This window comes from Megasphaera elsdenii DSM 20460 (assembly GCF_003010495.1).
Classification (GTDB): domain Bacteria; phylum Bacillota; class Negativicutes; order Veillonellales; family Megasphaeraceae; genus Megasphaera; species Megasphaera elsdenii.
In genome coordinates this window covers 190,733-210,993 of record NZ_CP027570.1, presented here as the reverse complement: position 1 = coordinate 210,993, position 20,261 = coordinate 190,733, and the positions used below count along the sequence as shown (strand labels likewise).

The 20,261-nt window shown below is 52.3% G+C and carries 26 protein-coding genes and 1 pseudogene; 21 read left to right on the top strand and 6 right to left on the bottom strand.

The genetic code is table 11. From position 1 onward, the window contains the following. Window positions 1-30: 30 nt before the first annotated feature. Entirely contained in the window at window positions 31-375 is a 345-nt protein-coding gene (locus C6362_RS01040) for a winged helix-turn-helix transcriptional regulator (RefSeq protein WP_014016262.1), read from the bottom strand. A 258-nt stretch (window positions 376-633) separates the two neighbouring features. On the opposite strand from C6362_RS01040, the gene C6362_RS01035 reads away from it, so the two are divergent. Together C6362_RS01035 and C6362_RS01030 are read left to right on the top strand one after the other, a co-directional pair. Then, on the top strand, window positions 634-1,113 hold the full coding sequence (locus C6362_RS01035; RefSeq protein ID WP_014016263.1) for a low molecular weight protein-tyrosine-phosphatase: 480 nt from the start codon (window positions 634-636) through the stop codon (window positions 1,111-1,113). After that, the gene (locus C6362_RS01030) at window positions 1,103-1,687 is read left to right on the top strand and encodes a lecithin retinol acyltransferase family protein (RefSeq protein WP_014016264.1); all 585 of its coding nucleotides are present in this window, start codon (window positions 1,103-1,105) and stop codon (window positions 1,685-1,687) included. Before C6362_RS01035 ends, C6362_RS01030 begins: the two co-directional genes overlap by 11 nt. Window positions 1,688-1,862: 175 nt before the next feature. Here C6362_RS01030 and C6362_RS12055 read toward each other — a convergent pair whose 3' ends face one another. Next, window positions 1,863-2,423 carry an RNA-guided endonuclease TnpB family protein gene (locus C6362_RS12055; RefSeq protein WP_014016265.1) on the bottom strand — a complete coding sequence of 187 codons (561 nt, stop codon included), beginning with the start codon at window positions 2,421-2,423 and terminating at the stop codon, window positions 1,863-1,865. An 8-nt stretch (window positions 2,424-2,431) separates the two neighbouring features. After that, on the bottom strand, window positions 2,432-2,923 hold the full coding sequence (locus C6362_RS12050; RefSeq protein ID WP_255411303.1) for an RNA-guided endonuclease TnpB family protein: 492 nt from the start codon (window positions 2,921-2,923) through the stop codon (window positions 2,432-2,434). Between the two features lie 266 nt (window positions 2,924-3,189). On the opposite strand from C6362_RS12050, the gene C6362_RS01020 reads away from it, so the two are divergent. From C6362_RS01020 to C6362_RS00970, 11 genes and pseudogenes are all read left to right on the top strand, one after another. After that, complete coding sequence (locus C6362_RS01020) at window positions 3,190-3,738, top strand: TetR/AcrR family transcriptional regulator C-terminal domain-containing protein (RefSeq protein WP_014016267.1); 549 nt, start codon at window positions 3,190-3,192, stop codon at window positions 3,736-3,738. A 135-nt stretch (window positions 3,739-3,873) separates the two neighbouring features. Beyond that, window positions 3,874-4,200 carry a cupin domain-containing protein gene (locus C6362_RS01015; RefSeq protein ID WP_014016268.1) on the top strand — a complete coding sequence of 109 codons (327 nt, stop codon included), beginning with the start codon at window positions 3,874-3,876 and terminating at the stop codon, window positions 4,198-4,200. 128 nt (window positions 4,201-4,328) lie between these two features. Next, window positions 4,329-4,667 carry a hypothetical protein gene (locus C6362_RS01010; protein WP_014016269.1) on the top strand — a complete coding sequence of 113 codons (339 nt, stop codon included), beginning with the start codon at window positions 4,329-4,331 and terminating at the stop codon, window positions 4,665-4,667. Window positions 4,668-4,695: 28 nt separating this feature from the next. Then, window positions 4,696-4,944 carry a conserved protein/domain typically associated with flavoprotein oxygenases gene (locus tag C6362_RS01005; protein WP_014016270.1) on the top strand — a complete coding sequence of 83 codons (249 nt, stop codon included), beginning with the start codon at window positions 4,696-4,698 and terminating at the stop codon, window positions 4,942-4,944. A gap of 18 nt (window positions 4,945-4,962) precedes the next feature. After that, entirely contained in the window at window positions 4,963-5,199 is a 237-nt protein-coding gene (locus tag C6362_RS01000) for a hypothetical protein (protein WP_014016271.1), read from the top strand. 131 nt (window positions 5,200-5,330) lie between these two features. Continuing rightward, complete coding sequence (locus C6362_RS00995; RefSeq protein ID WP_014016272.1) at window positions 5,331-5,816, top strand: low molecular weight protein-tyrosine-phosphatase; 486 nt, start codon at window positions 5,331-5,333, stop codon at window positions 5,814-5,816. After that, entirely contained in the window at window positions 5,806-6,381 is a 576-nt protein-coding gene (locus C6362_RS00990; RefSeq protein WP_014016273.1) for a lecithin retinol acyltransferase family protein, read from the top strand. The genes C6362_RS00995 and C6362_RS00990 overlap by 11 nt, the downstream gene beginning before the upstream one ends. A 361-nt stretch (window positions 6,382-6,742) precedes the next feature. Continuing rightward, window positions 6,743-7,084, top strand: a pseudogene (locus tag C6362_RS00985) (methyltransferase domain-containing protein); the annotation flags it as partial. Window positions 7,085-7,250: 166 nt separating this feature from the next. Continuing rightward, entirely contained in the window at window positions 7,251-8,492 is a 1,242-nt protein-coding gene (pepT, locus tag C6362_RS00980; protein WP_014016275.1) for a peptidase T, read from the top strand. A gap of 208 nt (window positions 8,493-8,700) precedes the next feature. Beyond that, the gene (locus tag C6362_RS00975; RefSeq protein ID WP_014016276.1) at window positions 8,701-10,011 is read left to right on the top strand and encodes a C1 family peptidase; all 1,311 of its coding nucleotides are present in this window, start codon (window positions 8,701-8,703) and stop codon (window positions 10,009-10,011) included. 15 nt (window positions 10,012-10,026) lie between these two features. After that, the gene (locus C6362_RS00970) at window positions 10,027-10,356 is read left to right on the top strand and encodes a winged helix-turn-helix transcriptional regulator (protein WP_014016277.1); all 330 of its coding nucleotides are present in this window, start codon (window positions 10,027-10,029) and stop codon (window positions 10,354-10,356) included. Window positions 10,357-10,501: 145 nt separating this feature from the next. On the opposite strand, the gene C6362_RS00965 is transcribed toward C6362_RS00970, so the two are convergent. Further along, window positions 10,502-10,963 carry a nuclear transport factor 2 family protein gene (locus C6362_RS00965; protein ID WP_014016278.1) on the bottom strand — a complete coding sequence of 154 codons (462 nt, stop codon included), beginning with the start codon at window positions 10,961-10,963 and terminating at the stop codon, window positions 10,502-10,504. A 139-nt stretch (window positions 10,964-11,102) separates the two neighbouring features. On the opposite strand from C6362_RS00965, the gene C6362_RS00960 reads away from it, so the two are divergent. From C6362_RS00960 to C6362_RS00940, 5 genes are read left to right on the top strand one after another with little or no spacing between them, the layout of a single operon-like run. Continuing rightward, complete coding sequence (locus tag C6362_RS00960; protein ID WP_014016279.1) at window positions 11,103-11,513, top strand: peptide deformylase; 411 nt, start codon at window positions 11,103-11,105, stop codon at window positions 11,511-11,513. A gap of 8 nt (window positions 11,514-11,521) precedes the next feature. Further along, window positions 11,522-12,190: a TVP38/TMEM64 family protein gene (locus C6362_RS00955; RefSeq protein WP_027895314.1), complete on the top strand. Its 669-nt coding sequence runs from the start codon at window positions 11,522-11,524 to the stop codon at window positions 12,188-12,190. 29 nt (window positions 12,191-12,219) lie between these two features. Next, entirely contained in the window at window positions 12,220-13,548 is a 1,329-nt protein-coding gene (locus C6362_RS00950) for an SPFH domain-containing protein (RefSeq protein WP_014016281.1), read from the top strand. Between the two features lie 10 nt (window positions 13,549-13,558). Beyond that, window positions 13,559-14,677, top strand: a complete 1,119-nt coding sequence (locus C6362_RS00945; protein WP_014016282.1) for a TFIIB-type zinc ribbon-containing protein — start codon at window positions 13,559-13,561, stop codon at window positions 14,675-14,677. A gap of 14 nt (window positions 14,678-14,691) precedes the next feature. Beyond that, entirely contained in the window at window positions 14,692-15,477 is a 786-nt protein-coding gene (locus C6362_RS00940) for a TPM domain-containing protein (RefSeq protein ID WP_027895311.1), read from the top strand. A gap of 125 nt (window positions 15,478-15,602) precedes the next feature. On the opposite strand, the gene C6362_RS00935 is transcribed toward C6362_RS00940, so the two are convergent. Beyond that, window positions 15,603-16,403, bottom strand: coding sequence for an EAL domain-containing protein (locus C6362_RS00935; RefSeq protein ID WP_014016284.1), 801 nt, complete (start codon window positions 16,401-16,403; stop codon window positions 15,603-15,605). Between the two features lie 22 nt (window positions 16,404-16,425). Continuing rightward, on the bottom strand, window positions 16,426-17,196 hold the full coding sequence (locus C6362_RS00930; RefSeq protein ID WP_014016285.1) for an alpha/beta hydrolase: 771 nt from the start codon (window positions 17,194-17,196) through the stop codon (window positions 16,426-16,428). A 69-nt stretch (window positions 17,197-17,265) separates the two neighbouring features. Here C6362_RS00930 and C6362_RS00925 point away from each other — a divergent pair, with 69 nt between their 5' ends. From C6362_RS00925 to brnQ, 3 genes are all read left to right on the top strand, one after another. Then, the gene (locus C6362_RS00925; RefSeq protein ID WP_409347364.1) at window positions 17,266-18,447 is read left to right on the top strand and encodes a D-alanyl-D-alanine carboxypeptidase family protein; all 1,182 of its coding nucleotides are present in this window, start codon (window positions 17,266-17,268) and stop codon (window positions 18,445-18,447) included. 116 nt (window positions 18,448-18,563) lie between these two features. Further along, complete coding sequence (locus tag C6362_RS12275) at window positions 18,564-18,764, top strand: hypothetical protein (protein ID WP_367317932.1); 201 nt, start codon at window positions 18,564-18,566, stop codon at window positions 18,762-18,764. A 103-nt stretch (window positions 18,765-18,867) separates the two neighbouring features. Next, window positions 18,868-20,199 (top strand): branched-chain amino acid transport system II carrier protein, encoded by a 1,332-nt coding sequence (gene brnQ / locus C6362_RS00910; protein WP_014016287.1) that lies wholly within the window; start codon window positions 18,868-18,870, stop codon window positions 20,197-20,199. Window positions 20,200-20,261 lie beyond the last annotated feature (62 nt).

Genomic DNA, 20,261 nt, shown 5'->3' with positions numbered 1-20,261 from the left:
CTTATAGAAGTTCAATCATGACAGGCACAATCAGGCATCTTTGGAACCGGGAAGATTATCGTCGATATGGGTTGTTCCCCATTCGCAAAGCAATTGCAGTATGGGCATCATGCTGAGTCCCCGTTCTGTCATGGAATATTCTACCTTAGGCGGCACCTGCGGATATTCATGTCGGTTGATCAGTCCATCGCTTTCTAACTCTTTTAATTGGGTACTGAGCATTTTATGGGTTACATGCCCGAGTGCACGTTTCAATTCACTGTACCGCAGGGTTCCTTTTTTCCATAGCCAAAAAAGAATGTGCATCTTCCATTTTCCATTGATGATGCTGATAGCATAGGCAAATGGTTTGATATTGATTTCTGATACTTCCATTTTACTCTCCTTTTAGATAGTATCTTACAAAATAGTGCGTTCTATCTGCCTACTATGGGGAAATCGTAAATGCCTATATTATAAAATAACAGGCATATACCCTCTATATTGGATAAAACAGTAAGGAGGGTACTTTTTTATCTGAAAATGGGGAGCGTCATATTCGCAGAACCCAGAGCAAAAAACAATGTTTTCTGCTACAATAAGAGGGAACATTTTTCTACAGGCCATTTACGGTATGGAAGGAGTTTGAAACTTGTGATAAAGATACTGTTTGTCTGCCATGGCAATATTTGCCGGTCGCCCATGGCGGAGTTTGTGTTCCGGCAGATGGCGGAGCAGGATGGGCTGGCGGAGCAGTTCGATGTGGCTTCGGCAGCGACGACGGAGGAGGAAATCTGGAACGGGTACGGCAATCCCGTCTATCCGCCGGTGGAACGGCTGCTCCGAGCCCACGGTATGGATCCCAGTGAGAAGCGGGCGGCGTTGCTGACGGCTGGTGATTATGATGTTTATGATTATTTCATCGGCATGGATGACGAGAACCTGCGGGACATGAAACGCATCTTCCACGGCGACCCGGACCAGAAGTGCAGCCTCCTCATGGATTATACGGCCAATCCCCGTCCCGTAGCCGACCCGTGGTATACGCGGGATTTCCAGCGGACCTGGGACGATGTCCAGGAAGGCTGCCGGGGACTGCTGGATGTGCTGAGAGGTGACGAAGATGGCCATTGATTTGAATTCGATTTTATCTTTATTGCAAGATGACGGGACGCCAGAACATTGGGCTCGGCAGTTGCCGGTCATGGGCGACCATATCCGCGTGCGTCGGCTGGGTGGCTTGTATTATCATCACGGCATCTATGTCAGTGACGACGAGGTCATTGCCTTTGCCGGTGATGATGACTACAATCCCATCGATTGGTGGGATACAGAAATTCGGGCAACGTCATTCGAGGAATTCCGCCAGGGCGGCGACGTGGAAGTACGCCAGTATACGCCGGAGGAACAGGTCCAACTCTGCTCTGTGCCGGAAACGATTGCCTTTGCCCGGGCTTGTCTGGGCAATAAGAAATACGACTTGCTCTTCCACAACTGTGAACACTTTGCCAACGCCTGCAAACTCGGCGTCTATCGCAGCCATCAGACGGAAGATATCCTCTTCGGCAAGGCCATCCCCAAGGCTTTGGAATGTCTCGGCGACGATGCGCAACGGAATCAATGGCTCCAGGATGCCTGGCGCGATTTGACGGCTCAGGTTTTGGATAAATGGCGACGGGATATGGAAGGGAAAGGCAGGGAGACCTGAAATGGACGAACAGGAATGGGAACATATCTTACAGAGTGAACGTACTCCCGCCTATAGAGGCAGGAGCTTCCTGCTTCAACGAGAACAGCGCCACTGACTCCAAAGAGTTGCGGCGGCTTACACTCTCTCCACAGGCGTAGATTCCCGTGCGACCCACGGTATTTTATGGATTACGTCAGGCTGATATTCGCCTGGCTTCTTCTCGGATATTGATGGCTGCGTTTTTATCGCGATTATGGTGACTTCCACATTTCGGGCAATCCCATTCCCTTACAGACAATTCCTTGGTTTCGTGGTTCTGATATCCGCAAATATGGCACAGCTGGCTGCTCGGATACCACTTGTCTATCTTGATAAGCTGTTTGCCTTGCCAAGCCAGTTTATACTCCAGCATGTTCGTGAACATATTCCAGCCATTGTCGGCTACGGATTTGCCAAAGCTGAACTTGCCACCCTTTTTCCGCTTTGCCATCGCTTTGACGCTGATATCCTCAATGCCAATGGCATCATAGCGATCTGCAAGGTAGCGAGCCTTCTTATGCAGGAAATCCTGACGTTGATTGGCCACTTTCTCATGAAGAATAGCTACGCGCAGTCTTTGTTTTTCTCTGTTGTGACTTCCTTTCTGCTTTTTGGATAGCTTTCGCTGTGCTTTAGCCAATCTTTTCTCTGCCGTTCTCAGGAAATCGGGATACTTAGCATCCGCCTCATCGGAAGCCACATACAAGCCGTGCATCGCAAAATCTAGCCCCAGGAAGGTCTTCGGTATGACAGGGGTATTTGGTTTTCATACTCCACCAGCATACTGATATAGTACTTTCCTGATGGCGTCTGGCTGATGGTTACGGTCTTTATGATACTGTTTTCCGGCAAGGGACGATGCTGGCATAGTTTCACCCAGCCGACTTTCGGCAGTTTCACCTTATGGCCCTCGATTCGGACAGAGCCCTTCTGGTTGTTCGTGGAATACGAAGCACGACGATTCTTCTTGGACTTGAAGCGCGGCTTGCCGAAATGCTGGCTGTCATTCCAAAAGTGGCTGTAGGCCTTATTCAGGTTCATTTGAGCATTGGCAAGGGCTAAACTATCTACTTCCTTTAGCCAAGGGAATTCTTCTTTATACTGCGCAGGCGTGTTATTCAGCTTTTGGCCGGTTTCCTTATAATAGTCAATGCGGTCACTCAGCATCTTGTTGTAGATGAATCGGACACACCCAAAGGTCTTGGCAAACATCATTTTCTGTTCCGTTGTCGGATAGATTCTGTATCGGTATGCCTTATTCACTATCATCACCTGCCTTGACTTTCCAAATTCTTTCACTCTTACTACTGATTATACTGCAAATCAACTTGTGAAGCCATTATTTTTCCGATGGCATCGAGCCCTCAGAAAAACCTGCAATTCATCTCACCGCCTAAAGAGGCGGGAGACTTCTTGCAGAATCAGGTTAAATTATATTTGATTGTAATCATATTTCATCCATGAATGAAGAGGAGACTTTTATGATTGAACGGCCTACCACGAAGCAGTTATTGGCTGCTTCCCTCATTGAACTTGCTGGAAAGAAATCCGTTGACAAGATTTCGGTCAAAGAAATTGTCACCAACTGCGGCATGACAACGACAACCTTTTATAATCATTTTGCGGATAAATATGTACTACTGGCTTCTATCTATAACAAAGAAATTGAGCCGGCTTTCAGCCAACTCGGCAATAAAATCAGCTGGCGTGATGCGTTGCGCATATTCTGTATTACCCTTTCGGATAAACAGTCGTTTTTTCTAAATGCGTTGAAAAACACATCAGGGCAGACCTCCTTCCGCTATGCGACTAATGACTACGCCATCGATTTACTGCGTGAGCGCCTGCGTATTTTAGGTAAAGAAGATGAACTTCCCATAGAAATTGATTTTTTGGCTAAGTATTATATGCGTTCTATCTCTGAGATGATTCAGGACTGGTTTATTGGTGGGCAAAAAATTGCTCTCGATAATTTTATCGAACTACTTGTCCTCGCCATGCCAGAACCATTAAAGAAGCATCTGCTTTAATGGCAGGTTGGCATTCTGCACAAAATGACAAGTTCGTTTAGAAACACACGATTTTCTAACGAGATTCTGCCTTCCTCCCGTGCTATAATAATTCAGTCGAAAAAAACAAGAAACCTACTCAGGAGGATTATCCATATGTCTGTTTTTCCAGAAATCATCCGCCATATTCCACAACGTGACTATGGTATAGAAGGGCTGACGGTTCGCGTGGACCATACGTCTACAGGCACGGTCTACTTCGTCAGTGCGGAAAAAGAAGTCCATTTCCCAGAGCATGCCCATGCGGAACAGTGGACAATTGTTGTCAGCGGTAAATGCCTGTTGACAATGGATGGCGCAACCAGGACGTATCAGCAGGGCGATACATACGTCATCCCAGGCAATAAGAAACATCAAATCACACTTTGCGCTGGCTATGCGGAAGTCGATTACGTCGACGATCCGTGTGACGGCGAAGCATAATCTATTTTTGCGCGGCCTGCGGTTATGAGTACATTGGCGATATCAACAAAAAATCATAGAGGAGGAGAGATTCCTATGAAAAAGATACTGATTACTTCGGGGAACCAACGGGCGAGGTCCGTTCCTTTATGGTCCGCTCGACCTTTCCGGCACTATCCTATGATGATTATAAGAGCACGTTTACGGGAAAAATCGATGTCGGCATTATCCTTACGATGAATGCAGACCAGAACTACTACGATGAGCACTACAAACCGCGCATGGAAGAATACTTCTGGCCGTTCCATTTCCTGAACGGGAAAACGGAAATACTGGCTTCCTGCGATACGCTGCAGGTACCGGATTACAGCCGATACCGTATGGCATCGTGGGATGAAACGAAAAAGAAAGCGCATCACGCCGAGCAATTCCCGAAAGACCTGCAGGCGGCCTTTGATCTTGGAAAGAGACTGGCCAGCCAGCAGTAACTGTTTTGTTGTGAAAGGATAAACTTTTATGAATACGAAAGATTTTCAGCCAGAGATTTTCAAACTCTTTGATGACCAGTGGGGCATCCTGACCGTCGGCGATAAAGACGCCTTCAATTCGATGACGATTAGCTGGGGTATGCTGGGAACACTCTGGTGTATGCCTCACAAGGGGAAGAATGTCTGCGCAGTATTTGTCAATCCGGCGCGTTATACGTATGGTTTCATGGAAAAGAGCGACTACTACACTGTCTCGTTCTTTGACAACAAGAAGTAGCAGAAAGCTCTCGGTATCATGGGAAGCAAATCCGGCCGGGATATGGATAAAGCAAAGGCCAGCGGTCTCACCCCAAAATATCTGGAGCATGGCGTGACCTACGAAGAAGCAGAGATTACTTTTGTCGTCCGGAAAATCTACCGCCATGAGCTTCAGCTGGGGCAAATGCCAGCGGATGTCATCGAGGGATTCTATACCAAAGGCCGTGTGCCGCACACGATGTATATCAGAGAAATCATCGAGACCATCCGGTAAATCCCGGCTATCAACCCTATAAGCTTCACATAATCATAATCTCCCTTTTCTGTTATAATTATAGGGGAAATTTCACCTACAAAAATTACGGTGTAGGAATCATAGCCTTTTACGGCTTTGAGAGGAGTTAAATGATCTTGATCAGGATACTTTTCATTTGCCATGGCAATATCTGCCGATCGCCCATGGCGGAGTTTGTATTCCGGCAGATGGCAGAACAAGAGGAAATGGCGGACCGGTTTGACGTGGCTTCGGCGGCTACGACGGATGAGGAAATCTGGAATGGCTGTGGCAATCCGGTCTATCCGCCGGTGGAACGGCTGCTCCGGGAGCACGGTATGAATCCCGATGGGAAGCGGGCTGTTCTGCTGACGGCTGAGGATTATGATTTTTATGATTATTTCATTGGCATGGATGATGAGAACCTGCGGGACATGAAGCGCATCTTCCATGGCGACCCGGACCAGAAGTGCCATCTTCTCATGGATTATACGGCCAATCCCCGGCCCGTAGCCGACCCGTGGTATACGCGGGATTTCCAGCGGACCTGGGACGATGTCCAGGAAGGCTGCCGGGGACTGCTGGATGTGCTGAGAGGTGACGAAGATGGCCATTGATTTGAATTCGATTTTATCTTTATTGCAAGATGACGGGACGCCAGAACATTGGGCTCGGCAGTTGCCGGTCATGGGCGACCATATCCGCGTGCGTCGGCTGGGTGGCTTGTATTATCATCACGGCATCTATGTCAGTGACGACGAGGTCATTGCCTTTGCCGGTGATGATGACTACAATCCCATCGATTGGTGGGATACAGAAATCCGGGCAACGTCATTCGAGGAATTCCGCCAGGGCGGTGACGTGGAAGTGAGTCAGTATACGCCGGAAGAACAGGCGCAGCTCTGTTCTGTACCCGAGACGATCGCCTTTGCCCGGGCCTGCCTGGGCAATAAGAAATACGACCTGCTCTTCCATAACTGTGAACACTTTGCCAATGCCTGTAAGCTCGGTGTCTACCGCAGCCGTCAGACGGAAGATATCCTCTTCGGTGAGGCCATCCCCAAGGCCCTGGAATGTATCGGCGACGAAGCGCAGCGGGACCAGTGGCTCCAGGATGCCTGGCACGATTTGACGGCCCAAGTCCTGGATAAACTGCGCCGGGACCTGGAGACTCATCAGTAAAGAGTCCATTCGTCGATTTGTTGGAAGTGGTTTTCGCATCTATATAAATAGTAGGTTCATTTTGCGTAGGTACTGCGTAAGAAATTGTGTAAAAATTGTGTCTTCTCTAGCCACTAACCACTTAAATGGGCTTGTCGTTGTATGGCAGCCTTTTTTATGCGGGAAGTGGTCTGGCAGCTTGTAGGGGCTCGCACGTGGCGAGCCCGTCAGGTATTGTACGATACTTGTGAACCGGATTTGAGTGAACGGGCGCCCCACGTGGCGCCCCTACAGAAAAAGGCGCTGTCTTCATGGGACAGCGCCTTTTGCTATTCCCTGGAATCGGGTTATAATAGGTATCAGATTACGTTAGGGAGGGCCTATGATGGACGAACAGGAATGGGAACATATATTGAATATCAGGACGGCCGGCCGCGACGACAGCCATTCCGATGGGGAGCACCATCCTTATGAGCCGACGGATTACGGCGTCCTCGAACGATTGGCCAACAGCGGCTATATCGGCAAGAAGGATACGCTCATCGATTACGGCAGCGGCAAAGGACGGGTCAGCTTCTTCCTGGCTTATCAGATGCGCTGTCAGGCCATCGGTGTGGAATACGACCGGCGGCTGTGGGAAAAAGCCCTGGCCAATGGGCAGACGGCAGCGTCGCGGCGGCGCGTGACTTTCGTCCTGGCCGATGCCGTGGAGTATGAAATCCCGCCACTGTTCGCTGGCGACGACGACCGGGAAAAAATCCTGGTCCTGCGGCTGCGTGACTGATTATCGGCAATTTATCTTATGAAAATATTCAAGTTAAACGATTGATAAATTGCCGATAACGGCATAAAATTGAATTAACGATTCTTAAAGAAGGAGAATGATTACTATGATAGACACGGAACACGTTGTACAGCGTTTTTTGAAGTATGTTTCTTTTGATACCCAGTCCGATGAAGACAATGATGCCGTCTGCCCGAGTACACCGGGACAGCTGGTCTTTGCCAAGGCTTTGGCAGAGGAACTGAAGGCCATCGGCTTGTCCGATGTCACCTTGGATGAACACGGATATATCATGGCCACGCTGCCGGCCAATGGGGCAGAAGGCCCGGTCGTCGGCTTCATTTCCCATGTCGATACCAGTCCCGATGCATCGGGGAGGGACATCAAGCCCGTCCGGGTCACTGATTATGACGGGAAGGACGTCGTCCTCAACGAAGCACAGGGCCTCGTCTTTTCGACGAAGGCTTTTCCAGAAGTCCTGAAATACAAGGGTCAGGACATCCTCTTCACGGATGGGACGACCCTCCTCGGGGCCGACGATAAAGCGGGCATCACGGCTATCGTCAGCGCTATGGAATACCTCATCCAGCACCCGGATATCGCTCACGGAACGATCCGCATCGGCTTTACGCCTGATGAAGAAACGGGGCGCAGTGCGGCTTTGTTCGATGTGAAGCAGTTTGCTGCCGACTTTGCCTATACTGTCGACGGCGGCGAACTGGGCGGTCTGGAATATGAAAACTTCAATGCTGCCAACCCGGTCATCACCTTCCATGGCCGCAGCGTCCATACAGGCGACGCCAAAGGAAAGATGGTCAACGCATTGTCGATTGCCGCAGAATGGCAGCAGCTCCTGCCGGCCGGGGAAAAACCGGAATACACCGAAGGCCATGAAGGCTTCTTCCACGTCTATAAGCTGCATGGCGACGTCGAAACGTGCACCATGCACATGCTCGTCCGCGATCACGACCGCCAGCATTTTGAACGGCGCAAGGCCTTGCTGCAGCAGATGGCAGATTTCTTCAATGAAAAATATGGCGACGGGACGGTCGTCGTCACGCCGCACGATGTCTACTATAATATGCTGGAAAAAATCGAAGACGGCCACATGGATGTCGTCGACCTGGCCAAAGAAGCCATGGAAGCGGCCGGCGTCACGCCGCAGGTTGCACCTATCCGCGGCGGCACCGATGGAGCCCAGCTCTCGTTCCGGGGCCTGCCGTGCCCGAACCTGTTCACAGGCGGAGCCAATTTCCACGGGCGCTATGAATATCTGCCCATTCCGTCCCTGGTCAAGGCCTGCGAAACGGTCATCGAAATCGCCAAACGGGCAGCCCAACATTCGTAGGGGCCGTCCCAAAGGGCGGCCCGCCTGATATGATGGTGTATACGTAATGCATAACGGGTGATGTGTGAAAACATTCCTCATATACCGAATAGTTATATCCAAGATTCACAGCGGGACGCCTTAGCAGGACGTCCCCTACGGAGCGGTTCAGGCGATGTGACGATTCCCGTCCGTATTGGGATGGGAAATGATAAAAGGGGGAAAATTTATGAAAGAGATTACGAATGATATGTTAGCCCAGCTCCGCGCCTCTTATGACGCGGACGGGCAGGCCCAGGTCCTGCATTCGGCCCTGGCCAAGACGGATATGGCCGACCTAGCTTATGTTCCCGGAGCCGGTGCCCGTCTCAAGGGCGCTTTTTCTGTGGAAGTGAAGACCCGGGGGATTACAGCCCAGCAGAAATCCGGCCGTTGCTGGCTCTTTGCGTCTTTGAATATCCTGCGGGAAACGGTGGCCGAAACGTGCCACCTCGACCAGTTCGAGCTGTCCCAGAATTACTTGTCTTTTTACGATAAATTGGAAAAAGCCAACAATTTCCTGGAAATGGTTATCGACAACGCCCAGGAACCCATAAAAGGCCAGCTCATGCAGTACGTCCTGCGGGGCATGACTGACGGCGGCTATTGGAGCGAAGCCGTGGACCTCATCGAAAAATACGGCGTCGTGCCCAAACAGGTCCAGCCGGAAACGTATCAGTCCAACCACACAGACCGCTTTGTAGCGACATTGAACCGCCTCCTGCGCAAAGATGCCATGGAGTTGCGGGAACTCGTCCAGGCCGGTGCGGACCCGTATCCGCGCAAGGCGGCCATGATGGCCGAAGTCTACAAGGCTGCCTGCATCGCCTTTGGCCAGCCTGTCCAGACCTTTGACTTCGCCTACCGCGATAAAGACGGCAACTACCATGAAGAGCGGGACCTGACGCCGCAGGCTTTCTATCAGAAATACGTCGGCCTGTCCCTGCGCGATTATGTCGCCGTCATCAATGAACCGACGGCAGATAAGCCGCTGGATACGCCCATCCAGTTCCATGCCGTCGAAAATATGGCCGGCTGCGACATGAAGGCCCTGAACCTGTCGCAGGAAGCCCTGGAAGAACTCTGCGTCAAACAGTTGAAAAACGGTCAGGCCATCTGGTTCGCCTGCGATGCCGGGGCCTTCGGCGCCCGTAAGGAAGGTATCTGGGATCCAGATAGCGTCCAGTACGAAGCCCTTCTGGGCGGTTTTTCCACGGATATGCCCAAAGGCAAGCGCCTGGAATATAACGGCAGTTCGGCGACGCACGCTATGCTTCTCACAGGTGTCCATTTCGACAAGGACGGCCAGCCGGACCGCTGGAAAATCGAAAATTCCTGGGGCAAGGATGTCGGCGACAAAGGCTATTTCGTCTGCTCTGAAGCTTATTTCCAGGAATTTGTCTATGAAGCTGTCATCGACCGCCGTCATTTCAGCCCGGAACAATTAGCGCTGCTGGAAAAAGAACCGGTCGTCATCAACGCCTGGGATGAAGATTACTAGAAGGGAAGGAGCTCTATGTATTCGTTTGATGGCAAAGCCTATGATTGCCCCTTCGATTGCTTCATCGACATCATCAAGGGGAAATGGCGGACGTCTATTTTGCTGGCCCTGGCAGACGGTCCGGTGTTCTTTGCCAGCCTGCAGCGGTGCCTGCCGGGCATCAGTGCCAAAGTGCTGACGGAAAACCTCCACGTCTTCGAGCGCAACGGCTTGATTACGCGGACTGTCCATGCCACGGTACCGCCGACGGTGGCCTACAGCCTGACCGACAGAGGCGAAAAGCTAATCCGCGTCATGCAGGGAATCAACGGCTGGGTCGACGGCTTTTTTGGCAAGCCTTTTTAAGTTGTTAGTGGCTAGCAGTTAGTTGTTAGCGGATGGCTTTCAATTAAAAGGCTTTCTCTGAAAACTACAAACTCCGACAGACTATAAAGTGAAAGGGACCTCGCATGATGATAGAACCTTCATGCGATAGCCCCTTTTGAAAAATCTAGAACATGGTATTGTCGTTGGCCGCTTTTTCCGGTATATCCTGGATGACGTCCCAGTGTTCGACGATTTTCCCGTCTTTGATGCGGAAGATGTCGACAGCTGCCTGACCGCGGTCTTCTTTGTTGAGCTTGATGTGGTTGTGGATGAAGACCAGGTCGCCATCGGCGCCGATGTGCTTAATGACGGCCGTGCTGTCCGGATAAGCTTTCAGGAAACCGCTGACGCCGTCCTTAAAGGCCTGTTTGCCATCGGCAAATTCCGGGCTGTGCTGTTTGTATTTCGGACCGACCATGGTGTCGATGACGGCGGTGTCGTGTTTGTTGAATACTTCGTTCCAGAAATATTCAGCTACGGCTTTATTGTTCTTGAAATGAGGCGTACCGGCTGCGAAAGACGCACCCATGGGCAGGCAGCCGACGAGGGCCAGGGCCAAGCCTAAAAAAATTGCTTTTTTGTTCATGTGAAAGAACCTCCTTTGTTGATGACTTTATTATAAATAATATTTCTCATTTATAAAAGAGGGCACTTTTAAGTTAGGCCCTTACGTATAGGTAAGTATTGGTATTTTCTATGGTCTATTTTTTATGAAAGGAAAAACTATGATTCGCAATATCGTTCATGACGTCATTTTCTTGGGCCGTCAATCTGAAATAGCGACGAAAGCGGATTTGCCCGTCGTTCAGGATCTTCTCGATACGCTGAAGGCCAATCGCATGACTTGTGTTGGCATGGCCGCCAACATGATAGGCTCGTTAAAACGCATCATCGTCGTCCATACAGAAGGGGGCGACGAAATCCTCATCAATCCGGTCATCGAAAAGAAGGCAGATCCTTTCCCAGCAGAAGAAGGGTGCCTGTCCTTGGTCGGTAAGCGAAAGACGACGCGGTATCGGAAGATACAAGTCTTCTACCAGGACCGCCGTTTCCGCAAGCACCGTCAGACCTTCACAGGATGGACAGCCCAGATTATCCAGCATGAATGTGACCACTTGGACGGTATCATCATATGAATCGATCGATGATTGCGAATTTGATGAAGCCTTTGACGCTGGGGCTGATTGTGGCCTTGTTTTTTGCGATTCACTGGGCCATTCCCTCGTTTTACAGTACGTTATGGCAGCTGACGGTGAGCCATGATATACCGGGGCTGACGTCGTATATTTCTTCTTTTGGCAGTATCGCCGTGGTCCTCATGATCTTGCTCATCGTCCTGACCAATATGACCGGCCTGCCGTCGGTCCAGTTCGTCACGGTCAATGGCATCTTGTTCGGCTTGCTGCCGGGCATCGTCATTTCCTGGGCCGGCCAGGTCCTGGGCAATATCCTGGCCTTCGTCATCATGCGCTATGTCTTCCGCCACAAGGCACAGGCCCTGGTCGACAAGAGCCGCTGGCTGTCGAAGCTGAACCGCAAGATTGATTTCCGGCTCATCTTTTTCTTACGGGCCATCCCATATTCGCCGAATTTCGTTGTCACCGCCCTCTGCGCTTTGAGTCGTGTCCGCTTCGGTGAACATGCGGCAGCGACGATGACCGGCAAGTTCCTGGCCGTCTGCATGGAAGTCTGGCTGGGCTACGACCTTATCCACTTCAATCCGCACGGCCTCATCGTGGCCGGTATCATGGTCTGTCTGCTGGCAGCGGGCCTCTTTGGCAGCCGCCGCTGGCAGCGAAAAAGCGAAAAATAGACATCATATCATTATAGGAGGGATTCTTCATGGGTTTGATTAAAGCAGCTGTCGGAGCTGTCGGCGGCGTCCTGGCCGACCAGTGGAAAGAGTTTTTTTACTGTGACAGCTTGAATGAAAATATCTTGATGGCCAAAGGTCAGAAGCAGACCAGCCGCCATGGCCGCAGCAGCAATACGGATGGCGAAGACAATATCATTTCCAATGGTTCACGGATTGCTGTCAACAACGGTCAGTGTATGCTCATCGTCGAATCGGGGAAAGTCGTCGAAGTCTGCGCCGAACCGGGCGAATATACGTATGATGCGTCGACGGAAGCGTCCATTTTCGATGGCGACTATGCCGGCGACCTGGGCGAGTCCTTCCGCCTGCTCGTCCGCCAGATGAAGGAACGCTTTGCCTTCGGCGGCGACACGGGCAAGGACCAGCGCGTCTATTACATCAACCTCAAGGAAATCGTCGGCAATAAGTACGGCACGCCCAGCGAGGTGCCTTTCAAATCCTACGATGATACGACGGGCCTGGCATTACTCATGCGCCTGCGCTGCTTCGGCGAATACAGTTACCGCATCGTCAACCCTGTCTTGTTTTATACGAACGTAGCCGGTAATGAAGGCGACGTCTACGAACGGAGCCGTCTCGACAGCCAGCTCAAGTCGGAACTCCTGACGGCTCTGCAGCCGGCTTTCGCCCGAGTCTCGGCCCTGCGCATCGACTATTCCCAGCTGCCCGGTCATACACCGGAGCTGGCTCAGGCCCTGAACGACGTCTTGTCGCCGAAATGGCGCGACCTGCGGGGAATCGAAATCGTATCCATCGGTATCAACAGCGTCAAGGCCAATGAAGAAGACGAAGAAAAGATCCAGAAAGTCCAGATGGGCTTGACTATGTCCCGACCGGATATCGGCCTGGGGACCCTGGTCGACGCGACGGCCGATTCCATGCGCGCTGCCGCTGCCAATGAAGGCGGTATGGGCGCAGCCATGGGCTATATGGGAATGAATATGGCCAATCAGGCCGGCGCCGGTCTGGCTCAGGAACTGGCATCCCGCCAGGCAGCTCAGACGCCTTCGCCAAGGCCTGCGCAGTCTGCCCAGGCACCTGGCAGCTGGACCTGTTCTTGCGGTCAGGCTGGCAATACGGGGAACTTCTGCATGGCCTGCGGACAGCCTAAACCGCAGGCTGCCGCTGCCTGGACCTGCCCGAAATGCGGCCAGGCCGGGAACACGGGGAATTTCTGCAGCAACTGCGGCGCACCGCGGCCTCAGGTACCGGCTTCCTGGACCTGCCCGTCCTGCGGGACCGTCAATACGGGGAATTTCTGCATGAACTGCGGTACGAAGAAGCCGGAAAGGTAAGGTGAGGGCCATGGCGGATACCTCGGTCAGCTATCAATGCCCGAACTGCGGCGCACCGCTGCAATTCAAGCCGAAAGACAAGACCGTCACTTGTGACTATTGCGATACGAAATTCGACGTCCCGACACTGGAAGCGCTCTATGCCCAGAAGGAAGCGCGGGCCGCTGCGGCTGATGCGGCCCGCAAGGTCCGCTGGAAGACCGACGGAGCCGGTCAGGCCTGGAGCGATGACGAAGCGGCTCATTTACAGACCTATACCTGTTCATCGTGCGGTGCTGAAATCGTCTGCGACGAGAATACCATGGCCACGGAATGTTGTTACTGTGGCAACCCGACGCTCATTCCCAGCCGCTTTTCCGGGATGCTCAAGCCCGACTACGTCATCCCCTTCAAGAAGACCAAAGAAGAAGCCGTGGCGGCGCTGAAACAGTTTTACCAGGGGCGCTGGCTTCTGCCCAGGGCCTTTACGGCCAACAACCGCGTCGAAGCCATCCAGCCCATGTACGTCCCGTTCTGGCTGTTCCATGCCCAGGTCACGGCGACGGCGGCTTTCCGGGTTGAAGACGATGCCGTCTTCGAGACGCCTGACGAAACGCTCATCGAGACCAGCATCTACCACTGCGACCGGACGGGGACCCTGGCTTTCCACCGCATCCCTGTCGACGGCAGCCAGAAAATGGATGATACTTATATGGAAAGCATCGAGCCCTTTGATTACAGCGAGATGGTCCCGTTCAGTCCTGCTTATTTTGCCGGCTATCTGGCCGACAAATACGACATCGACGCCGAAGCGGCCGTGCCCAGAGCCGATGAACGATTGTCGCAGAGTGCCTTTGCTATCCTGGAGGACACGGTGGACAATCATCAGCGGCGGACTTTCGAAGAGGGCGTCGTCCATAAAGACGAAGGGACCGTGGAATACGCCATGGCACCGGTGTGGATCTTGACGACGCGCTATGACGGCAAGCCCTATACCTTCATGATGAATGGCCAGACCGGCAAGATGGCCGGCTCCCTGCCCTATGACAAGGCCAAGTCCTATGAATACGGCGCGGCCCTGGCCGTTGTCCTGGTGCCGGTCCTGTATTTCCTGGCGAAATTCGTCATGATCGGGAGCGGCTTGTTATGAGGGGAGCGAGTACGATGTGGAAATGGTTGAAAGAGACAATCCTGGTGGTGGCCATCGTGGTCCTGACGACGGCTGGTGCTGCCGCGGCCGCACCGAGTCTGTCCGACGGGGCCCATTTGCTTACGCCGGCCGAACAGGCCGAAGTATCGGCGGCTTTGCAGGACGTGGAACAGCGCTACGATGTACGCATCGCCGTGGTCACCGTCGCCTCGACGAAGGGGACCAAAGCCGGTACCTATGCCAAGCAGCTCCTGGACCGGGACTATCGGGATGGGAAGAACGGCAATATGGTCCTGCTCCTGGCCATGGACCGCCATGACTGGTATGTCGCGACGGACAAGGCCATGAAGGAGAGAATCAGCAACAAAAAAGGCATCCCTTATCTCAAGGATGCCTTTCTGCCGCCGTTGAAAGACGGCCATTATGCCAAAGCCTTTGCAGCCTATGGCCAGTCGTCGGCGAAATTATTGGCTTATTATCAGGAAAAGGGCAAGGCCTATGATCCGGCCGATGCCTTCAGCCCCTTGGCCCTGGTCGTGGCTCTCGTCCTGGCTGTCGGCTGCGGCGTGGCCTTTCGGGCTTATCTCATCGGCAAGATGAGCAATGTCCATAAAGAAGCGGCTGCCGATGCTTATGTCGACGCCGGCAGCTTCCATCTGACCGACAGCCGGGACACCTTCGTCTTCATGACCGTCCAGCATATCGCCAAGGCCCGTCCCGTCGACGACGACCTGCCCGATTTCGACAGTGCGGATGATTATAGCGATGATGATGGCGGCGGTGGTGGCGGGTCATTCTGAGGCTTATTTCTTTTCAAAGTACTCTTTATAGACCTGAATCAGCCGCTGGACCCGCTTGGCATCGGCGCCGCGGCAGGAACTGGCGATATGGAGGTAATGGTGACCCTGGCTTTCGGGCAAAAGGATTAGGTAATTTCCGGCGTTTCATGGGTCAGGCCCAGCTCTTCGATGTACTCGATGGCCTGGATATAGGGCAGGGGCTTGCTGAATAAGAAGCCTTGCAGCATTTCGCAGCCGATATTGCGCAGAAAGGTGTATTGTTCCAGTGTTTCGACGCCTTCCGTCAAGATATGGATGCCCAGGTGCTTGGCCATATCGACGACGGATTTCACGATTTCCTTAGAACGGTCGGTAAAATTCGACAGGAAGGCCATGTCCAGCTTGATGGTGTCGAACTCGTAGTCCTTGAGGACGTTGAGCGACGAATAGCCGCTGCCAAAGTCGTCCATCCAGATCTGGTAGCCCGCAGCGCGGAACTTATTCAGCGTCTGGTTGACTGTTTCAATGTCTTTAATGAAGACACTTTCTGTGATTTTGATGCGGAGCTGCGACGGCGGGATCTGATAGGCCTGGGTCAGCTTTTCGATTTCTGTGAAGATGTCGCAGGTGATGAAATCCAGCCGGGACAAGTTGAAGGACACTGGGACCATGGGCAGTCCCTGGTCGGCCCGGGGATGATAGTTCTGGCAGAGGAGCTTGAAAATATACAGATCGAGTTTATGGATCTGCCGGCTTTCTTCCAGGGCCGGGATGAAATCGCCTGGCGTGAGCAGGCCCCGGACCGGATCCTGCCAGCGGGCCAGGGCTTCAAAGGCGCACGTCGTGTGGGACAGGCTGCGGATGATGGGCTGGAAATAGAGCTGGATCCAGCCTTTTTCGATAGCTTCATCGATGTGATGGGTGACGTAATGGGAAACATTTTCCATGGAACACTCTCCCGTTGTCATTTTAATCTCCTTTATGGAAAAATTCGATGATCTGGTGGATGGCCAGGGCCATGTGGTTCGGGTTCTGGAAGGGATGGTTGGCCCCTTCGACGGGGACGAACTCGATGACGTTGTTTTCGGCGAAGTCCCGTACCAGGTCGATAGGAATCATTTCGTCCTTCGTGCCGTGGAGGATGAGGATGTCGTCGGCAAAATCGAAATATTCGTGGTCACAGACGTCGAAACGCTTGAGGTCATCCATGAAGGCCTGGTCGATCTTCATCTTGCGGTCGAAACCGACCTGGATTTCCTTGCCTTTCTTCAGCTTGGCAAAGCCTTCGTCGGAAACGTGATTGCTCATGCTTTCATACATGTTGACGCCAGGGCTGCGCAGGGCGATTTTTTTGAAGGGATTGCCCTGTTCGATGAGGTAGCGTAGCGTGATGTAGGCGCCGAAGCTCGTCGAATAGTTGTAGATGTTCTGGGCCTGGAGTTCGGTCCTGGCATAGTCGACGACTAGTGTCAGATAGGTCATACATTCCGGGATGGACAGTTTCTTGCGGGCGTCGGCACCGTGGCAGGGCCAGTCAAAGGCGATGACGGCGTAGTTCTTGTATTTGCTCGTCAAGTGTTCCGCAAAATGGACGGTTCCGGCCGTGTCTTTGTGGCTGCCGAATCCGTGGGTGACGATGACGACGTTGTCGAAAGTGCGTGTCTGTTTATCATTGTCATTGATGAGCAGCTTGCAGCGGATGCTGTATCCCTGCTGATTAATGTCGAAATTCTTTTCCATATATCAATGCCTCTTTTAGGTGGATTCGTCAGAATGACGTACTTCATCAGTATATCACAAAAGAGGCAGATGTTTGAGAGAAAATTTAGGAGGTATTTCATGGAGAGTATAAAGCAATGGCTGGCAGGAAGTATGTGTTTCTGCTTGCTGAGTATCATATCATTTTCAGGGACCGCTGCGGCAGAGAGTCCGGCTGTACTGGCTCAGTCGTATATTCTCGTTGAGGCATCGACAGGTCGGGTAATTCTGGAAAAGGATGCCGATGTCTTGAAGTATCCGGCGAGTATGACGAAAATGATGACTGCTGTATTAGCCTTGGAAAAGCTGCAGCCTGAGACACAGATTTCTATTCTGGACGATGCAGCTAATACAGAAGACTGTCCTCTTGGATTTTCCCAAGGCGATGTCTTTACGCGCGATGAATTAGTAGGCGGTATGCTCTTAGTTTCTGATAACGGAGCGGCTGTGGCACTGGCTGACCGCGTAGACGGCAGTGTACCGGCTTTTGCTAAACGGATGAATGAACGGGCAGCTGTCTTAGGGATGAAGCATACGCACTTCGAAAATCCTAATGGGCTCACTGTGCCGACGCATTATTCGACGGCACGGGATATGATGATATTAGCCCGTTATGCCATGGAAAACAAAACGTTTCGTAATATGGTAGCCCGCAAGACAGCCGACGTCCATTGGCTGTCTCCGGCAGGCAAGCATTTACGGGCAGAAAATACGAATGCCTTATTAGAATCCTATCCGGGGGCCATCGGGGTAAAGACCGGGTGGACTGGCGAATCCGGCGGTTGTCTTGCAGCAGAAGCAGAGCGCGATGGTACGGATCTTCTCGTCGTCCTCATGGCTTCACCTACCGAAGGAGGGCGCTTTACCGATGCCAGAACGTTGCTGGATTATGGCTTTTCCCATGTAAAGACTGCCGAAGGGCCAAAAGCGGATAAAACGAAACACACGATTTGGGTCAAAGACGGCACGGCGTGCCGTACTGAAGTCAAGGCTGTCCAGGATATCCGTTATCCCTTGATTCATGGCGAAGATGCGTCGCATTACAGCTTGACGTATGATTTGCCTAAGGTCGTTTCGGCCAAAGAAACACAGGATGGCATCGTCGGTCATATTATCGTCAATTATGACGGCCAGCCCGTAGGACGTGTGGATATGAAGGCGGAACCGATTGAATCTGGTTTTTCCGTGACTTCCTGGCTGGTCGGTACCATCACTTCACTTTTAGGCTGGTAACGATCTTTCTCATCGGCGCAGGCCATAGCGGATGATGAGGCGGCTCATTTCCAAAAGGACGATCATAGGCAGTGCCAGGAGACATCCATGCATTTTCGCGACGTACATTCTTGAAGATGGCTGCCGGCACTGCCGTAGGAGCCGCCTTGTTTTCGATGCCAGCCTTGTCTTTGGCCAAAGGAGAAGGGAAGACCTTGTCTAAACAGTCTTTGACGCCCGTGCCTTACCCTGCATGTACCTCAACATGCGCCAGCCAAGATGAACCGGATGGGGAAAATCTCGTTGCTCAGGCAGTGGCCAAAGTTATCATAAAATAATCGTTTAACTTTTTGGATTGACAGAAGACACTTAAAACTTTACAATGTATAAATAAAGATTTACATGTATGAATTAAAATTGTAAAGGAAGTGTTATCTGTTTATGTTGAAAAATGGTGCACAAGTCGGACTATTGTTGTTCGGCATGTTTTTCGGGGCCGGGAACCTGATTTTCCCGCCGTCGCTTGGGTTCCAGGCGGGAGGGCAGTTCACGCCGGCGATTCTGGGATTTCTCTTGTCTGGCATCGGCATGCCTGTCATCGCCGTCATCATGGGGACCTTCAACCCCGGCGGTTTCCGGGCGGAAATGAATCATAAGATTTCGCACCTCTTTTCGCTCATCATCCTGACGCTCATGTATCTGGCCATCGGGCCGCTCATGGCTATCCCGCGGACGGCGGCGACGTCCTTTTCTATCGGCATCCTGCCCATTACCGGCGACGGCATGCTGCCGCTGGCTATTTTCACGACTCTTTATTTCGTCTGCGCCTGGTGGCTGTCGATTACGCCGTCGAAGCTCCTCGACCGCGTCGGTAAGGTATTGACCCCGATTTTTGCTATCATGATCGTCCTGCTCATCATCGTCGGCATGGTGGCCTATACGACGCCGTCGACAGCTGCGCCTATGGGGAAATATGCTGCTTCGGCCTTCGGCAACGGTTTCATTGAAGGCTATAATACGGTCGATACGCTGGCGTCCTTTGCTTTCTGCATCATCGCCCTGGGGGCTATGAAGCGGATTCATTTTACCTCAGAAAAGGAACATATCGCCAGTGTCTGGATGGCCGGGGCTGCCGTAGCCGTCCTCATGGGCGGACTTTATCTGGGCCTGGCCCTGCTGGGCAATCATTTTCCCATCCCCCAGTCGGTCTATGAAGATGCTACAATCAATCTCGGCGCCTATGTCTTGTCTCAGACGTCGTTCCAGATTTTCGGGACTGTCGGCATGGCCTTCCTGGCCGTCATGGTCACGCTGACCTGCTTTACGACGACAGTCGGCCTCATCGCCGCTGTTTCGACGTTCTTCGCCGAAGAATTTCCGGTCCTGTCGTATAAGAAATACGTCACCGTCATCAGCGTCGTCAGCCTGCTCCTGGCCAATCTCGGCTTGAACCAGATCATCCAGGTCACGCTGCCCCTTTTGCTGTTCGTCTATCCCATGGCCATTGTCGTCGTCATGCTGACCATTGTCAATAAATTCGTCAGCCTGTCGAAACTGGGCATGCGCTGCACCGTCGCCGCTGCCGGCATCGTATCGGCCATCGACATTGCCGCCCAGTTCTTCCATCTCGACGGAGCCGCTGTCCTCATCCAGGGCCTGCCCTTAGGCGACAGCGGCCTGGGCTGGCTCGTACCGTCCCTGGTCTGCCTGGTCCTGTCCCTGGTCCTGCCCGGGAAAATCAGTGGCGAAAGTGCGCTGGAAGAAAGTTTGTAACTTAAAGCGTTCATCGTTTGTAGAAAAAAAGAGGCTGTCTTTGTACGACGGCCTCTTTTCGT

Coding starts and splice junctions, on each gene's coding strand:
- C6362_RS01040 (WP_014016262.1), bottom strand. CDS start 375: ATGGAAGTATCAGAAATCAATATCAAACCATTTGCCTATGCTATCAGC.
- C6362_RS01030 (WP_014016264.1), top strand. CDS start 1,103: ATGGCCATTGATTTGAATTCGATTTTATCTTTATTGCAAGATGACGGG.
- C6362_RS12055 (WP_014016265.1), bottom strand. CDS start 2,423: ATGCACGGCTTGTATGTGGCTTCCGATGAGGCGGATGCTAAGTATCCC.
- C6362_RS12050 (WP_255411303.1), bottom strand. CDS start 2,923: ATGATGTTTGCCAAGACCTTTGGGTGTGTCCGATTCATCTACAACAAG.
- C6362_RS01020 (WP_014016267.1), top strand. CDS start 3,190: ATGATTGAACGGCCTACCACGAAGCAGTTATTGGCTGCTTCCCTCATT.
- C6362_RS01015 (WP_014016268.1), top strand. CDS start 3,874: ATGTCTGTTTTTCCAGAAATCATCCGCCATATTCCACAACGTGACTAT.
- C6362_RS01010 (WP_014016269.1), top strand. CDS start 4,329: ATGGTCCGCTCGACCTTTCCGGCACTATCCTATGATGATTATAAGAGC.
- C6362_RS01005 (WP_014016270.1), top strand. CDS start 4,696: ATGAATACGAAAGATTTTCAGCCAGAGATTTTCAAACTCTTTGATGAC.
- C6362_RS01000 (WP_014016271.1), top strand. CDS start 4,963: ATGGGAAGCAAATCCGGCCGGGATATGGATAAAGCAAAGGCCAGCGGT.
- C6362_RS00995 (WP_014016272.1), top strand. CDS start 5,331: ATGATCTTGATCAGGATACTTTTCATTTGCCATGGCAATATCTGCCGA.
- C6362_RS00990 (WP_014016273.1), top strand. CDS start 5,806: ATGGCCATTGATTTGAATTCGATTTTATCTTTATTGCAAGATGACGGG.
- pepT (WP_014016275.1), top strand. CDS start 7,251: ATGATAGACACGGAACACGTTGTACAGCGTTTTTTGAAGTATGTTTCT.
- C6362_RS00975 (WP_014016276.1), top strand. CDS start 8,701: ATGAAAGAGATTACGAATGATATGTTAGCCCAGCTCCGCGCCTCTTAT.
- C6362_RS00970 (WP_014016277.1), top strand. CDS start 10,027: ATGTATTCGTTTGATGGCAAAGCCTATGATTGCCCCTTCGATTGCTTC.
- C6362_RS00965 (WP_014016278.1), bottom strand. CDS start 10,963: ATGAACAAAAAAGCAATTTTTTTAGGCTTGGCCCTGGCCCTCGTCGGC.
- C6362_RS00960 (WP_014016279.1), top strand. CDS start 11,103: ATGATTCGCAATATCGTTCATGACGTCATTTTCTTGGGCCGTCAATCT.
- C6362_RS00955 (WP_027895314.1), top strand. CDS start 11,522: ATGATTGCGAATTTGATGAAGCCTTTGACGCTGGGGCTGATTGTGGCC.
- C6362_RS00950 (WP_014016281.1), top strand. CDS start 12,220: ATGGGTTTGATTAAAGCAGCTGTCGGAGCTGTCGGCGGCGTCCTGGCC.
- C6362_RS00945 (WP_014016282.1), top strand. CDS start 13,559: ATGGCGGATACCTCGGTCAGCTATCAATGCCCGAACTGCGGCGCACCG.
- C6362_RS00940 (WP_027895311.1), top strand. CDS start 14,692: ATGTGGAAATGGTTGAAAGAGACAATCCTGGTGGTGGCCATCGTGGTC.
- C6362_RS00935 (WP_014016284.1), bottom strand. CDS start 16,403: ATGGAAAATGTTTCCCATTACGTCACCCATCACATCGATGAAGCTATC.
- C6362_RS00930 (WP_014016285.1), bottom strand. CDS start 17,196: ATGGAAAAGAATTTCGACATTAATCAGCAGGGATACAGCATCCGCTGC.
- C6362_RS00925 (WP_409347364.1), top strand. CDS start 17,266: ATGTTTGAGAGAAAATTTAGGAGGTATTTCATGGAGAGTATAAAGCAA.
- C6362_RS12275 (WP_367317932.1), top strand. CDS start 18,564: ATGGCTGCCGGCACTGCCGTAGGAGCCGCCTTGTTTTCGATGCCAGCC.
- brnQ (WP_014016287.1), top strand. CDS start 18,868: ATGTTGAAAAATGGTGCACAAGTCGGACTATTGTTGTTCGGCATGTTT.